The organism is Treponema primitia ZAS-2, assembly GCF_000214375.1.
Lineage (GTDB): Bacteria > Spirochaetota > Spirochaetia > Treponematales > Breznakiellaceae > Termitinema > Termitinema primitia.
This window is the reverse complement of record NC_015578.1, coordinates 2,588,468-2,603,343: the sequence shown is the minus strand read 5'-3', so window position 1 is coordinate 2,603,343 and position 14,876 is coordinate 2,588,468. Positions and strand designations below refer to the sequence as shown.

Annotated in this window: 10 protein-coding genes; 3 read left to right on the top strand and 7 right to left on the bottom strand. The window is 53.8% G+C overall.

Annotation, left to right across the window (positions count from 1 at the left end; translation table 11 throughout):
- Nucleotides 1–24: 24 nt before the first annotated feature.
- Together TREPR_RS11350 and TREPR_RS11345 are read right to left on the bottom strand one after the other, a co-directional pair.
- Entirely contained in the window at nucleotides 25–2,100 is a 2,076-nt protein-coding gene (locus TREPR_RS11350; protein ID WP_015708459.1) for a methyl-accepting chemotaxis protein, read from the bottom strand.
- 87 nt (nucleotides 2,101–2,187) lie between these two features.
- Nucleotides 2,188–3,477, bottom strand: a complete 1,290-nt coding sequence (locus TREPR_RS11345; protein ID WP_015708458.1) for a lipoprotein N-acyltransferase Lnb domain-containing protein — start codon at nucleotides 3,475–3,477, stop codon at nucleotides 2,188–2,190.
- A gap of 134 nt (nucleotides 3,478–3,611) precedes the next feature.
- On the opposite strand from TREPR_RS11345, the gene TREPR_RS11340 reads away from it, so the two are divergent.
- From TREPR_RS11340 to TREPR_RS11330, 3 genes are all read left to right on the top strand, one after another.
- Nucleotides 3,612–4,313 carry an ABC transporter ATP-binding protein gene (locus TREPR_RS11340; protein ID WP_015708457.1) on the top strand — a complete coding sequence of 234 codons (702 nt, stop codon included), beginning with the start codon at nucleotides 3,612–3,614 and terminating at the stop codon, nucleotides 4,311–4,313.
- Nucleotides 4,313–7,555, top strand: a complete 3,243-nt coding sequence (locus TREPR_RS11335) for an ABC transporter permease (RefSeq protein ID WP_015708456.1) — start codon at nucleotides 4,313–4,315, stop codon at nucleotides 7,553–7,555. The genes TREPR_RS11340 and TREPR_RS11335 overlap by 1 nt, the downstream gene beginning before the upstream one ends.
- 95 nt (nucleotides 7,556–7,650) lie before the next feature.
- Nucleotides 7,651–8,862 carry a molybdopterin-binding protein gene (locus tag TREPR_RS11330; RefSeq protein WP_015708455.1) on the top strand — a complete coding sequence of 404 codons (1,212 nt, stop codon included), beginning with the start codon at nucleotides 7,651–7,653 and terminating at the stop codon, nucleotides 8,860–8,862.
- A gap of 16 nt (nucleotides 8,863–8,878) precedes the next feature.
- Here TREPR_RS11330 and TREPR_RS11325 read toward each other — a convergent pair whose 3' ends face one another.
- From TREPR_RS11325 to TREPR_RS11300, 5 genes are all read right to left on the bottom strand, one after another.
- Nucleotides 8,879–9,952, bottom strand: a complete 1,074-nt coding sequence (locus TREPR_RS11325) for an ABC transporter substrate-binding protein (RefSeq protein ID WP_015708454.1) — start codon at nucleotides 9,950–9,952, stop codon at nucleotides 8,879–8,881.
- 21 nt (nucleotides 9,953–9,973) lie between these two features.
- Complete coding sequence (locus tag TREPR_RS11320) at nucleotides 9,974–10,789, bottom strand: ABC transporter ATP-binding protein (protein WP_015708453.1); 816 nt, start codon at nucleotides 10,787–10,789, stop codon at nucleotides 9,974–9,976.
- Nucleotides 10,786–11,838, bottom strand: a complete 1,053-nt coding sequence (locus tag TREPR_RS11315) for a FecCD family ABC transporter permease (RefSeq protein ID WP_201765740.1) — start codon at nucleotides 11,836–11,838, stop codon at nucleotides 10,786–10,788. Before TREPR_RS11315 ends, TREPR_RS11320 begins: the two co-directional genes overlap by 4 nt.
- Before the next feature lie 3 nt (nucleotides 11,839–11,841).
- Nucleotides 11,842–12,936, bottom strand: a complete 1,095-nt coding sequence (locus TREPR_RS11310; RefSeq protein ID WP_015708450.1) for an ABC transporter substrate-binding protein — start codon at nucleotides 12,934–12,936, stop codon at nucleotides 11,842–11,844.
- A 496-nt stretch (nucleotides 12,937–13,432) separates the two neighbouring features.
- The gene (locus TREPR_RS11300; protein WP_015708448.1) at nucleotides 13,433–14,836 is read right to left on the bottom strand and encodes a sodium ion-translocating decarboxylase subunit beta; all 1,404 of its coding nucleotides are present in this window, start codon (nucleotides 14,834–14,836) and stop codon (nucleotides 13,433–13,435) included.
- Between the last annotated feature and the right edge of the window lie 40 nt (nucleotides 14,837–14,876).

Below are 14,876 nucleotides of genomic sequence, written 5' to 3'. Positions count from 1 at the left end.
GGGCGCTGCGTGCACTCCAGGGCATTATACTATTTTAAACTTGGATACTTCCTTGGATAGCATGGCAATCGTGTCCCTGTTTTCACCGCTGATATTGTTCACCTGATTAACCGCGCTATTTATCTGGTCCGCCCCGGCAGCCATTTCGTTCATACCGTTGGTTATTTCCTGGGTGGCCATCTCCAGGTTTCTGCCTTCGGTAATGACCTGACGGCTGCCCTCAAGCATCTCTGTGGAACCATCCTTAACCTGCCGGGTGATCTCGTTCAAGCGGGCCACTGCTTCCAGTATCTGCTGGCTGCCCTGTCCCTGTTCCTCCATGGCGCTGCGGATATTTTCTTCCTGCTGGGACACGGTCTTGACGCCGCCGTCTATGGCTTCGAACTTGAGGAGAACATTATTGGTGGACCTGGAAATTTTATCGATAGATTCTTTTATCTTTTTGAGAACGCTGGAAATGGTTTTTGACTGCTCGCTTGAAGATTCTGCCAGCTTGCGGATTTCATCGGCCACCACTGCAAAGCCCTTTCCCGCCTCCCCGGCGTGGGCTGCCTCAATGGCGGCATTCATGGACAGAAGGTTGGTCTGGCTTGCAATGTTTTCCATGACGCCGTTAATTTCCAGGAGACCCTCGGATTCCCGGGCGATCTCCTGGATATCCTGGGCCACTTCCTGCAATCCTGAACGTCCCACTTCCGATGCGTTTGCCAGGGTATCGACATTTTCGGTATTCTTCATCAAAGTTTGGGTAACCGAGCTGATATTGGCAAGCATCTCTTCAATAGCTGATGAAGACTGGGCCACGCTTTCAGTCTGCCTGTCAATATTACTGTTGAGCTTGGCAATATTCCCGGTGATCTGTTCCATGGTAGCGTTAGTTTCAGTAACCGAGGCGGACTGGTTTAGCACCCTGACCTTGATGCTCTGGATATTCGTGGTAACCTGATTGACCGCAGCGGCTGTTTCCGTCATATTGGCGGCAAGCTGGCTCCCTATGTCGGACAGGGCGCCGGCCTCCCGGTTAATGGACAAGGCCATATTCTTAATCTGGTCCACCGTATTATTTACGTATTCTTCGAGCTTCCCCATTTCATCTTTTGAAGTTATTTTAAGTTTTTTGGTCAAATCCCCTTCGCCCAGGGCTTTAAGGCCGCCCATGACATAGTTCACCGGCTTACTTATGGATCGGGCTATAAGAATGGCAATGGCGATTCCTATAATCAAAAAAACGGTTACCAGGATAATGGTAATGTTTCTAAGCCCGTTAACTTCCTGCATGAGGACGTCGGTATACACAGCATTGGCAAAGGTTATGGAGAAATCCGGCACCGGGGCATACACACAGATATTCTTCTTTCCCAAGAAATCGTATTCGACTGATCCTGCTTTAGCACTGAGCATGGTTTTCATGGCATCGGCTAGGGACTGTACGGAAGGATCGTCTTTTGCTGCTTCTATGGGCTTGAATTGATTCATCACCAATGCTTCATCGTCATGGGCAATAAAGGTTCCGGTATCGTCAAAGAGATAGGCATGCATAGTCTCATCGTACTTACCCACACTTTTTGTAACATTGCTCAGGGTATCGGCGCTGTTCCGCACCAGAAGTGCGCCCACAACCCTGTCGTGGTTCTCGTTATTCCAGACCGGCGCCGCATACATTACCACCATCTTCCCAATAGTTTTGCTGAGCAATACCGCAATTGCCTGCTCCCCTCGCAGGGCCTTTTGAATATAATCCCTGTCAGAGAGGTTTGTATCGGGATCGCCGGTAAAATAATGGGCTACCCCGCCCATATCCACAAAGGCCATAGCCAGGTACCCCAGGCGCTTTATATCCGGGGCCAGGGAGCTTTTTTGGGTTTCAAAGATCAATGACTGGGTCCTTGCACGGTTGGCCAGTTCCTGCAGGGTGTCAAGCTGGGCATGGAGGGTAGAAGAGACTAAATCTGCGCCAAGTTTAGCTTCCGTGGTCAGGGTATTATACATATTCTTCTGCACAATTCCTGAAGAAATTGTCAAAGAAATGAACCCCAGGCTGACTGAAAAAAGCAGCACCAAAAGGCCCACCAGGATTGAGATGCGTTTAGAAATAGTCATTCTATATATTCTCCAATTAATCATAATTAAATGCTATTTGAGGGGTTTTGGATAGATGGCACGTGTATCTCTGGGGTAAATCTTCTTTTAATTAAAGCGCCGCCACAGATATTCTCGCTTGTAGGCGGCGATCCAATCGGGGACTAAGCTCAGAACCGCCGTGAAGGGCAGGACCAGGGCCAGGGTTACCTGGTTTTGCTGCCAGAACTGGGGCAGAACGTGGAGAATTATGGAAAGGATCCCCCCCAGGAATACCAGGGTCCAAAGGATTTTGAGCAGGAAGGCCCAGAGATTGCGCCGGAAGGGGTCGGCGGGGAAGGCGTAGAGGAGACCCAGGGGGACTGCCGCCAGGATCAGGGGGCTCACAAAGAGGAGGTTCATGTTATGCCAAGTATAGTCGTGGTTGGTGAAAAGGGACATAAAATAGACCAAAAGGCCCGAGAAGCCGAAGAAGAGCCCCAGAAGGCTCTGGCTTATGCCCAGTAAAACCTTGAGCCGGTTTGACCGTTCCCGGAAGGATAGCAGCAGACCCAGGGCAAGGGAGATGATCAGGGACAGGGCAAGTTCCCGGGGCCATTGCCACCGGGGGGCTTCCAGGACGGCTGGCCGGCCTATTGCTTCGCTGATCACATTCACCGAACGTACCAGGTTCCGCTCCTGGCCGTACACATCACGGTACTTGAAATTGGTAATACGCTTACCAAGTTCCGAAGGGAGGAACATCTCCTGCCAGACCGTGATGGGAACATCAATATCCTGGCCCATAAGAAAATTGAGCAGCCAGTCCGTCGCGGGGGAAAACCAGGTGTGCCGGCGTACATGCTGGCGCAGGGTAAAGCGGCCCGGGGCTTCTTCAAAGGCTTCGGCGAACTGCCCCCCGGTTGCCAGGTCGATAATGTCCCTGATCCGGGTGGAACAGTTATCCTTAAAATGGTGGTACCAGTAGTTACGGTTTTCGGGCCGCACATTTGTTTCCGCAAATTCCCGTACCCGTTCCTTGGTTTCCCGGGGAAGGTCTAGTGTATAAAAGGTTACATCCCGGTTTTCGTAAATGTACCTGGCAATATTAGGGGCCGCCCAGGAAACCCCGCAGCTGTAGAGCAGCCTGCCAAAGGCGAAGTCTACGAAAAAGTTGGTATTTTCAAAGGAAAAGAGCCCATAATCGTAGAGCTTGCTTTCCCCGCTGACCCGGTCATCTATAATGAGGGCAATATGGCCCCACCAGAAGTACAGTTCATCCCCGGGACCCATGACGCTGACCCGGATGGTAAGGTTGTCGTTATCCATGGGCAAGCCACCCAGCTGGGCAAAAACGGGGATGACCGGCATCAGGAGGAGAAGAATCAGGATACTGAGGACGCGGACCTTTTTTATCAAGCTATGCTCCCGGCATTTTTCTATTCTGTACTATCCGGGCACTCTGTGGCAATATAGAAAAACCGGTAAAATACCGATAGTATACTTTAAAAGACTTTGCAAGCTGAATTTGTTGGCATATTTAGGGGTTTTCCGTGGGATATGTAGAATTTCGGGGGGTATGCAAATACTACACCATGGGGGAAATCAGGATAGCAGCGGCGGATCATCTCAATTTTGAGATTGAGAAGGGCGAATTCTGCGTCATCCTGGGACCCAGCGGGGCAGGAAAAACCACCCTCCTCAATATGCTGGGGGGTATGGATTCCTGTGACGAAGGGGTAATACTCCTGGACGGCCGGGAGATCAGCGCCCTAAACGAGCGGCAGCTCACCGATTACCGCCGTTACGATGTGGGATTTGTTTTTCAGTTTTACAACCTGATCCAGAACCTTACGGCCCTGGAAAACGTGGAACTTGCCTCGGAAATATGTGAGGCAAGCCGGGACCCCGGGGAAACCCTGACGGCGGTGGGCTTGGGGGAACGGATGGGCAATTTCCCGGGCCAGCTTTCCGGGGGGGAACAGCAGCGGGTCGCCGTGGCCCGTGCTCTGGCGAAAAACCCCCGGATACTGCTCTGCGATGAACCCACCGGCGCCCTGGACTATGAGACGGGGAAACACATACTCAGGCTGCTCCAGGATTGTTGCGGGGAAAACGGGAAGACAGTTATCGTGATCACCCATAACCTGGCCATTGCGGGCATGGCGGACCGGGTGATTGAGCTTAAAAACGGACAAATTATCAAAATCCACCGGAATGCGAGCCCCCTGCCGGTGGAACAGATTGAGTGGTAATGCGGCCCTTCGGCAAGACCTATATTAAAACCATACTCCGGGAAATACGGGGTAGTTTCAGCCGCTTTGTGGCGATTTTTGCCATCGTCGCCCTGGGGGTGGGTTTCCTCGCCGGGCTTCTTGCCACCACTCCGGACATGAAACTTTCCCTGGACCGATATTTTGACGAAACCAATATGATGGATATCTTCATCAAGGCGACCATGGGTGTCACCGGGGACGATGTCCGGGCGCTGGAAGCCTTGGAAGAAATCAGCCTGGTACTCCCGGCCTATGCCATGGATACCCTGGTCCGGGCCAGCGGAACTTCCGCCGTTCCGGCCGAAAGCGGCGCTTCCCGCGGCGAGGAGCTGATCACCGCCCGCATCTACGGGCTCCCCCTGGAAGCAGCCCGGGACAAAGGCTTCGTCAATCGCCTGGAACTTGTTGCAGGCCGTTTCCCCGAAGCGGACGATGAATGCCTGGTCCAGCAGGGGGGCGGATATTTTGAGGAATTTCCCATAGACACGATTTTTACCATTATTCCCCCTGCCCCCATTTTAGATGAAGAACAGAAAATCTACCATGTTAACAGTTATACTGTTACCGGAATAGTGAAAAACCCCCTGTTTATTTCCTTTGAGCGGGAACCTACGGGGGTTGGAAACGGCAGGTTGGGGACTGCCATCTATGCCCGGGATACCAGTTTTGCCCTTCCGGTTTGGACCGACCTCTATATTACCCTGAAAGATGCTCGCCCGCTCAGGGCCTTTACGGACCCCTACCAGAAGGCTGTGGACGCCGCCAGGATTGCTATCGAAACCCTGGGAACCGAGCGGTCACGGATACGCTATGAGGAGATACTCACCGAAGCCCGGTCTCGTGGCCGGGATGCAATCAACCAGGGCAGCGACGAATATGAGCAGGGCCGGGTTACCGCCCTGAGGGAACTGGCCGCGGCTCGGCAAAAACTGGATGAAGGGGCTTTGGAAATTGAGCGGGGGGAAGTGGAACTTGCAGAAGGTGAGGAGGGTATCGCCCGGGGTCGGGAAACCCTGGCCCTGGAACAGGCCCGGGTGAAAAAGGAAATGGATGACGCAGAAATACTGCTCAGAAATGGAGAAGCCGAACTGGCCGCTGCAGGTCGGACCCTGGCTGAGGCTAAGACCCGGCTGGATGCAGCGCGGGATGAGGTGGAGAAGACCCGGGTATCCCGGGCCAGGATGGCCACCCGTCAGGGCCGGGAAGGGGTTGCCCAGTACGATCAGGGCTTGAAGGAATGGGAAGATGGAAGCGCCCTGGTAGCGGCCAAGGAACGGGAACTGCGCCAAGGCCGGGCGGAGCTTGAGCAGGGCCGTGTCCGGGCCCGGGAAGGGTTTGCCAAGGCGGAAGCGGAACTTGATGCAGGGGAAGCGGAGATAGAGGCAGGATGGCTGGAACTGCTGGAGGCCCGGGAGGAACTGAGCGCCGGGGAAGGGGAGTACAATGCCGCCCGGATCAGGGCGGAGCGTATGCTCCGGGAGGGGGAGGAAGGGCTCCTGGATGCCCAGCGGCAGGTCGGCACTATTACTATTGACCTGCCCCAGTGGTATGTGCTGGACCGCAATTCCAATGTAGGGTGCGCCAATTTCAGGGCCAATGCCGAAAAGATCGCCGACCTGGCCCGGGTGTTTCCGGTATTTTTTCTGCTCGTAGCGGCTCTGGTGGCCCTTACCACCATGACCAGAATGGTGGAGGAAGAACGTACCCAGATAGGGGCATTAAAAGCCCTGGGTTACCAGAAACGGATTATCGCCGCCAAATACCTTATCTACTGCAGCCTGACCGGTGTGCTGGGTTCAGCCCTGGGCATGGTCAGCGGGTTTTGGGGGCTCCCCATGATCATCTACAGCGCCTTCGGCACCATGTACCGGCTGCCCCCGCTGGTTACGGAATTTAATTGGCCCTTCGGCCTTATCGCCTGCGGCGCGGTGCTGATCTGCACCATGGGCGCCACGATCTATGCCAGCTACAGTTCCCTCTGGGAAAAACCAGCAGCTTTACTGAGGCCCCGTCCTCCCCGGGCTGGAAAACGGATCTTTCTGGAATTCCTGCCCTTCATCTGGGTGCCCATGAAATTCACCCACAAGGTAACCGCCCGGAACCTGATGCGGTATAAGAAACACTTCTTCATGACCGTGATAGGCATAGCCGGCTGCACCGCCCTGATGCTCACCGGCTTCGGCCTCAGGGATTCTATTGTCAACATAGCCCGCAACCAGTTTGAGGACATCCTGAAATACGACCTGCGGCTGGAACTGGAAGAAGCAGGGTTTGGGGCGGGGGAGGAGCTTGTCCATGCCTATCTGGCCCACACCAATGCAACGCAAAGCGGGGGCTATGCAGAAGTGTATATCAGTAACGGCTATGTGATAAAGGGCAGCGATAGGATTAGTGCTTCTGTTTTTATTCCCAAAGACAGTGGGGCATTGGGGAATTTTATCGGCCTGAAAAATCGCCGTACCGGGTCGCCCATTAGTTTTACTGCTGAATCGGCGCTTATCACCGAAAAAATGGCGGAAGTTCTGGGGCTCTCACCGGGGGAAACCTTTACCCTGGAAAATGCCGAAGGCAGAAGGGCAGAGATCGCCCTCACGGGATTTACTGAAAACTATGTGGGTAATTACCTTTACCTCGGTTCCGGGGCGTACCAGGATGCTTTCGGCGGCAGCCTCTCCTACGGAACCCTGTTGGTGAATACCGGGGTCAGGGACCTTGCGGGGCAGGATGAAATCACCCGGAGGGTCCTGGAAAGCGATCTTGTCAGTGGCGCCGAATTTACCTCCCAGATGCAGAAAGCTTATAACAACCTTTTAACCAGCATCAATTATGTGGTGCTGCTCCTCATCGCCGCTGCCGGAGGGCTTGCGATCATTGTGCTCTACAACCTCACGTATATTAACATCAACGAGCGCAGCCGGGAGCTGGCAACCCTCAGGGTACTGGGCTTCCACCGGAACGAGGCTGCAGCCTATATCTTCCGGGAGATCTCTGTCCTCAGCATCACCGGCGCCGCTGCGGGGCTGCTTCTGGGGCTCCCCCTGCACCGGTTTATTATCGGGGTGGCGGAAAATACGGACCTTATGTTCGGCCGGAAAATTGCCCCCCTTAGTTTTGTTTTTTCCGCCATTATAACCTTGGGCTTTTCCGTCCTGGTAGATATACTGATGTTAGGAAAGATACGGCGTATCAAAATGGCGGAATCTATGAAGGCCCTGGATTAAGCCCAGGGAATTTGCTGAATAGATCCCTTGTCTGTCAAAAAAAATATGTGGTATAATTTAAAAAATAACGGACTGGCAGTCCCTGGAGGATCAGATTGGAATTTGATAATTACAGCCGTACCGAAGCGTTGGAAAAACTTTTCTCCCTCTGGAAGCCGAAAAAGCAAACTGAAGGAGTTCCCCTGGAGGATGCCCTGGGCCGTATCAGCGCGGAGGATCTCAGGTCACGGTTTACCCTGCCGGTATTCCGTTCTTCCGCCGGGGACGGTATTGCCGTACGGAGCGCCGATTTTGCCCAGGGCGCCCCGGATACTGCGGGCTGGAGGCTTGGAAAGGATTATGTCCGGGCGGATACCGGGGACGATTTTGACGACCGGTTCGACACGGTTATTATGATAGAAGCGGTTAGCTTTACCGGGGACGGGGGGCTGCGATTGGCTTCCGGCACGGAAGTAAAACCGGGAATGAATGTGAATGGCCGGGGAAGCGCTATTGAGGAAGGGGAACTGATCCTGGAAAAAGGGCTTCCTATACGCGCCTGTGATCTTGGCGCCCTGGCCAGGGGCGGTCTCTGGGAAGTCCCGGTGCTGAGAGTACCCAGGGTTGCATTTATCCCCACGGGGAACGAGCTTATCCCTCTGGGGCAGGTCCCGGGGCGGGGGGATAACATCGACACCAATAGTATCATGGCAAAACAGATGTTCCGGGAAATGGGGGCGGAACCGATGCTATACCCTATCCGTAAAGACGAACCTGCACAGCTTGAGTCTGTTTTGTCCGAAGCTCTCAAAACTGCGGACCTGGTGATCCTGAACGGAGGTTCCTCTAAAGGCGCCGAGGATTACAATGCTGCGCTTCTTGCGAAAATGGGAACCCTGATCTGCCATGGGGTCCTTGCCGCTCCCGGCCGGCCCCTGTGCCTTGCGCTTATTGATAACAAGCCGGTAGTAAACCTGCCGGGTCCCATGCTGGCCGCCTACTACGGCTTGGATTGGTGCGTCCGGGGCATCATCTGTCATGCCCTGGGCATCCCTGTGCCAATACGGACCAAGGTCAAGGCTGTCCTCAGTGCCGATGTCGCCGGTGGAAGGTTTTTTCCCGAAGGATTCGAATTCTTTTGCCGCATTATTCTGACCCGTACTGAAAGCGGCGGGTATGAAGCCTGGCCCGTTTCCTTCGATCATGTGGAAGGGAAACGGACCATGGGCTTTCATCCCGGTCACTGTACGGTCAAGGGACCCGGCGTCTTCACCAGGGGCAGTGAAGTAGACGTAGAACTTCTCTACGGCCAGGAATATTTTTTGTAATAATATCGGGACATTCTTACTGCGGTGGCAGGTGATTCAGCAGCTGCCGGGCATTTTCTGCGCTCAGGCTGTAGCTGTAGAATTTTTGGTAATACCCCTGGGTTTCGGCAACCATATCAAGTTCTGTAAACAGATCGGGATACATTTTCTGCGCCAGGAACAGCATCAGTAATACCCCTTCACTGGAATAGTCCCAGTACATGACCCCATCGGGACAGATATACACATCATTGTTCTTCACTGCCTTAAGCTGAGCCCAGGTTGTTCCATGGAGTACCGGATCTGCAGAATCCATACGGCCCATGAAGATCAGATCCGGGTCCCAGGCAATGACCTGCTCCATGGTAACTTCGGTATCCATCTCCATGCCGGTCTCATCGGCAATATTTCTGCCTCCGGCTAATTGCAGCCAGTAAGAAACGTAGGAATACTGGGAGAATACCCCCAACCCCTCTTCACCGTAGGCATAGATGGCTGTTTTTCGCTGGGAAGCCGGAATGCTTGTGATACGGCCCTGTACATAGGCTACTTTCTGGTCGAAATAATCAAACCATGTCTTTGCTTTTGCCTGGGCTTCCGGTCCCAGCACATCGGCGAATACCTGGACTTCCCGTTTCTGATAGGCGATAAACTCATCGGTGTTTTGGGGGTTTCCTACGGACTGCTGAACCACCACTGTGGGAAGTCCGGCGTTTTCCAGATTTTTTAACGCGTCAGCGTAATCCCAAAAAAGCACACAGTCCGTCCCCAGGGCGAGCAGGGCCTCCACATTAGGCTCCGCAGGACTCCGCACGGGCGTTACTTTCGCAATGCCGGGATTGGTGGCAATAACCCAGGGCCGGTCAACCATGTAGAAGTGAGCCCCCACAAGGCGGCTTGCCTGGCCCAGGAGAAACACCTTTTCGTAGGACGGCCCTGCCAGGGCAACCACTTTATTTACCGGGGTCTTCAGGGTAAGCTGCCTCCCGGCCAGGTCGGTAATTGTACTGCCTGATGCTGGCTGGGCAGTATCCTTACGGGGAGACGAGAACACACTAACACTGCTGAATAAAAACAGCACTGTTATCATTGGAACAAAAAACTTTTTCATAAGATTTCCTCCTCAGAAATACTATCGTATGCCCCGGACCACACAGGCCCGGCGGTTTACTTCCGGAATAAAAGGCATGGCGATATCTGCCTGATAGATCCCCTGCAGGTTTTCTACCGTGATAATATCTTCCGCATTACCTGAAACAAAATGACCTTCCCTGTCAAGAATCCCCGCCCTGGAATCAAGCAGTATGGCATGGTCCGGCGTGTGGGTGGTCAAAATTACCGCAATTCCCTCCTCCTCCGCCAGGGTCGCAATAATTCTCAGAACCTTAATCTGGTTGCCGTAATCCAAATGGTTTGTGGGTTCATCCATAAGGATGAGTTTGGGATTCTGTACCAAGACCCGGGCAATCTGCGCCTGCTGGCGCTCCCCCCCGGATATTTGGAGTATGGACTTATCTGCAAGGTGCCGGATACCCATCCGTTCCATGACACAATCTACAGCGTCATATTCTGCTTTTCCCGGTATTTTCAGAAAACCAATATGCGGCGCATGCCCCAGAATCAGATAATCTCTCACCGTAAAATCCACCGTCAAAGCCTGAGACTGGGTCACCACCCCGACCTTCAGGGCATATTCCCCGGCATGCATATCCCCGGCGTTTATGCCGTCAATCCTGATAGAGCCGGTATCCGGCTGCAGCAGCCCCTGGAGGCAGGCGAGCAGGGTTGATTTTCCCGCCCCATTAGCGCCAAGGATGGTGTAAACCTCCCCGGGATACAAAACAAAGCTCACTCCGGTAAATACATTCCGTTCTTTTTCATAGGCGAAGCTGATATTGTCAATCTCCAGCAGCGCTGGAGTGCAGGTCGACAGTTTTTCTGTGATCATCCAATCCTCGCCCTCTGGCGCAGGAGCAGCCAGATAAAGAGGGGGGTTCCCAAAAGCCCGGTCAGGATGCTCAAGGGGATTTCGGAGCCTGAAATATTCCGGGCCAGGGTATCAACGATTACCATAAACACCGCCCCTATCAGGGCCGATGCGGGAAGCAGATGCTGGTGATCCTGCCCCACCAGGAGCCGTCCCAAATGGGGGATCACCAGCCCTACCCAACCTATGGTTCCGGACAGACAGATCGCCAAGGCGGTAAGGGTGGTCGAACAGAGGATCATCAGGCCCCGTAGGGCCCGGACATTGACGCCCAGGGAATGGGCCTCGGCGTCTCCCAGGGCGAGCAGATTGATCCGCCAGCGCAGGAGCAGAACCAGAACAAGGGCAGTCAGTATACCCGGGGCCATGATAAGGGTTTCGGTCCCCCGTGCTGAAGCGAGACTCCCCATGGTCCAGTACACAATGGCGGCCAGTTCATTTTCCGGATCCGCAATATACTTCATGGCCCCCAACAGGGCGTTCATAAACCCCGAAACAACCACCCCCGCCAGGACCAGCATCAGGGATGACGCATTTTTAAAGAGCTTGGGAATAGTAACCGTGAGGAGTACCGCTGCAAGCCCCCCGGCCAGAGCCAATAGCTGGATAGCCCAGGGTCCCAGGTGGTATAAAATCGCGGCGGCGGCCCCCACACAGGCGCCGGAGGAAACTCCCAGGATATCCGGAGAAACCAGGGGGTTTCGGAACATACCCTGGTATACCGCCCCGGACAGGCCCAGGGCGCTCCCCACCAGGATCGCCGCAAAAATCCGGGGCAGCCGTATGTTAAGCACCACATTTTCCATCTGGGCGGTCCATGAGGGGGAAAGGGGCAGCAGGCGGTTTGCCAGGATGGCGGCAACCTGGGGCAGGGGCACCCTATACCGGCCCATTGCCAGGGCACAGAGGGAGATGGCCGGCAACAGAATGAGCAGTATGGTTATAAGTGACCGGGGATGCATACGCTTCGGCGGTACAGGGAGCTTCCCCGCAAACTGCTGGTTCTTCACGGGTTATGCAGGATCTTGATAGTGATAGATCCGGTCAGCTTCATCATCTGAAAGGGTATATCCGTAAAATCGTTTGAAATACTCTTTTATTTCCTGCCGTATATCCAGATCAGGGAAAAGATCCGGGTGCAGGGTTTTAGCGATAAATTCCATGAGTAGCAGTCCTTCGCTGCTGTAATCCCACATCATTATCCCTTTGGGATTGACCAGAACCTTGTTTTCCCGCACCGCCCGAATTCCACTCCAGGCAGGATCTTTTGTAATGATATCGGTGCTGTTTACCCGTCCCATAAAGACATATTCCGGGTTCCATTTCACCACATCTTCCATAGTGGTGGTATAGAGAAGTTCAATCTGGCTGTTTTTGCTTACCAGATTTCCTCCCGCTAATTCAACAAGCCACATGGTATAGGAATTCCGACCATGGATGGTCAGGGCGTCAGGACCTCTTACATAATAGACATCCGGCTTTTGATCCGCCCTTAAGGATGCTACACGGGAACGAATAAAATTTACCTTTTCATCGAAAAAAGTACACCACTCATTTGCCCGGGCAAACGCCTTGTCTCCCAGAACTTCCCCAAAAAGGAGTACCTCCTCCTTTTGAAACCGAATAAATTCATCAATGCTTCCCGGATTACCATTACCAAGCTGGGTTACCACCACTGGTATCCCTACCTCGTCAAGTTTTGCGATCACATCAGGATAGGAATCCCAATAAAAAACCACATCAACCCCCAGCCCTACCAGTTCTTCAATATTGGGCTCCGTGGCGGAGTTTATCACCGGTTTGTTTTTGTATGCCGGGGCGATCACCGGCGCCCAACTGGTAACCGCCATACGGTTACCAGTAACAGCTACTTTATCAACCTCACCCAGAAGGATGATCTTTTCATAACCTGGACCCACTAGGGGGGCGACTCTTTCCGGGTTGATGGGGACTTTCACAGTACGGCCCGCAAGATCGGTGATCGTTCGTATGCCCTTTTCCTCGTTCTCTACCCTGTCCGGGGTATTTTGCTTTTTCGCTCCGCATGAAACAGCGCTGAACAGTATTACTACAAGCGCTACTCCCGGGATGATTTTTTTCTTAAGCATTTCTTTGTCTCCTTATTTTCATCAGGAATTCTCCGTCCTGAAGATCATGCTTCCATATCATGGGACTCTAGCATTCTTTTAAGAAGATGTCAATAGGTTTTGTTATGTTTTGTTATGTGTAGAAACTATTTCTCCCCGGACAAACACAAAATGGCCTTTCAACCCCTGATTAGGCTTTTCAATACCTTCAAAACAAAACAAAACAAAAGCCTTCTAAAACCCTATCGGGAATTTTAGAAGGCTTTTGCAATCGGTGATACTGTCTTGATTAATCAGCCCCTTCGGGGCTGGTTGTATAGGAAATTTTTGTATACGCGTCCATACGGACGCGTATACAATCAGCCGCCATAAACCGCTATACGTCCCTTCGGTCCGTTTGCCGATAGGAAGGATTAACAGCTCCGCCATTCGGCGGAGCTGCGTCATCAGGACTCCCGCCGCAATGGCGGAGCCGGCGGCACCGCAGTAGTTCTGCTATGCGTAGTGGTTTTTGGTATCAGCCGCCGTAAACCGCTATCAATACTCCTGCCGCAATTGCGGTGCCGATAACACCGGCCACGTTGGGGCCCATGGCGTGCATCAGGAGGAAGTTCCCCGGATCCTCTTCCAGACCTACCTTGTTGGAAACCCGGGCGGCCATGGGTACCGCGGATACACCGGCGGAACCGATTAGGGGATTGATCTTTTCTTTGAGGAATACATTCATCAGTTTTGCTACCAGGATTCCTGAAGTGGTGGCGATGGAAAAGGCCAAAAGACCCATGACCACGATGATCAGGGAGGAGGGGTTGAGGAACTTCTCCGGGGTCATCTGGCTGCCCACTCCCAGAGAGAGGAACAGGGACACCACATTCATCAGATCATTTTGGGCGGTATTGGAAAGCCGATCCACCACTCCGCATTCCCGCAGGAAGTTGCCGAACATGAGGCAGCCGATAAGGGGGGCCGCGGAAGGGATAATCAACAGGGTAAGGGCAAAGACCACCATGGGGAAGAACACTTTTTCTACCTTGGACACCGGCCGTAGCTGGCGCATCCTGATAAGCCGCTCCTGCTTGGTGGTGAGGGCCCTCATGATGGGCGGCTGGATGATGGGCACCAGGGCCATGTAGGAGTAGGCCGCCACTGCCACGGTAGCCAGGAGGTGGGGGGCCAGCTTTGCTGCGATGTAGATCGTGGTGGGGCCGTCGGCGCCGCCGATGATGGCCACTGAGCAAGCTTCCTTGAGGTTAAAGGCAACCCCCGGGAGGTAGTTGGCTAGGGAGATGCCGAAGAGGGTGCCGAAGACCCCGAACTGGGCTGCGGCGCCCAGGATGGCGGTCTTGGGGTTGGCGATCAGGGGGCCGAAGTCGGTCATGGCCCCGATACCGATGAAAATAATCAGGGGGAAGAATTCGTTCCCCACCCCGGATTCGTAGATGATGTTGAGGAACCCGTGGGGCGCCTCCCCCATGCCGGCAAAGGGGATGTTCACAAAGATGGTGCCGAAGCCGATGGGGATCAGGAGCAGAGGTTCAAAGCCCTTGACCGCCCCCAGGTAGACGATGAGAAAGCCCACCGCCACCATGAGGAGTTCCTGCCAGCCGAAAACGGTGATAGGAAGCCCTGCGGGGGTTTCCCCGGATATGGCATCGTGTATGAAGGCGTATATCCCGGTGGTTTCCAGGATATTACGGGCAAAACTGGCAACGGAAACCCGGGGAAGGTCCCGGCTGTTGGGGATTATCCCGTTCAGGTTTCTGAAGGACGGCAGTTCCGAGCTTGAATCACTAGTCTGTTCGCCCGCCGCATGGGCCCGGGGCGAGAAGGATGCGCTCACCAAGGTAAACGCAAAGGCCCCAATCAGCACGAGCAGGCATATCTTGGTAACCAGTATCGGATCTTTTTTAAGGTTCAACATATTTTATCCTTTGTCCTTAATGTCATGGAGTTTGCATAGC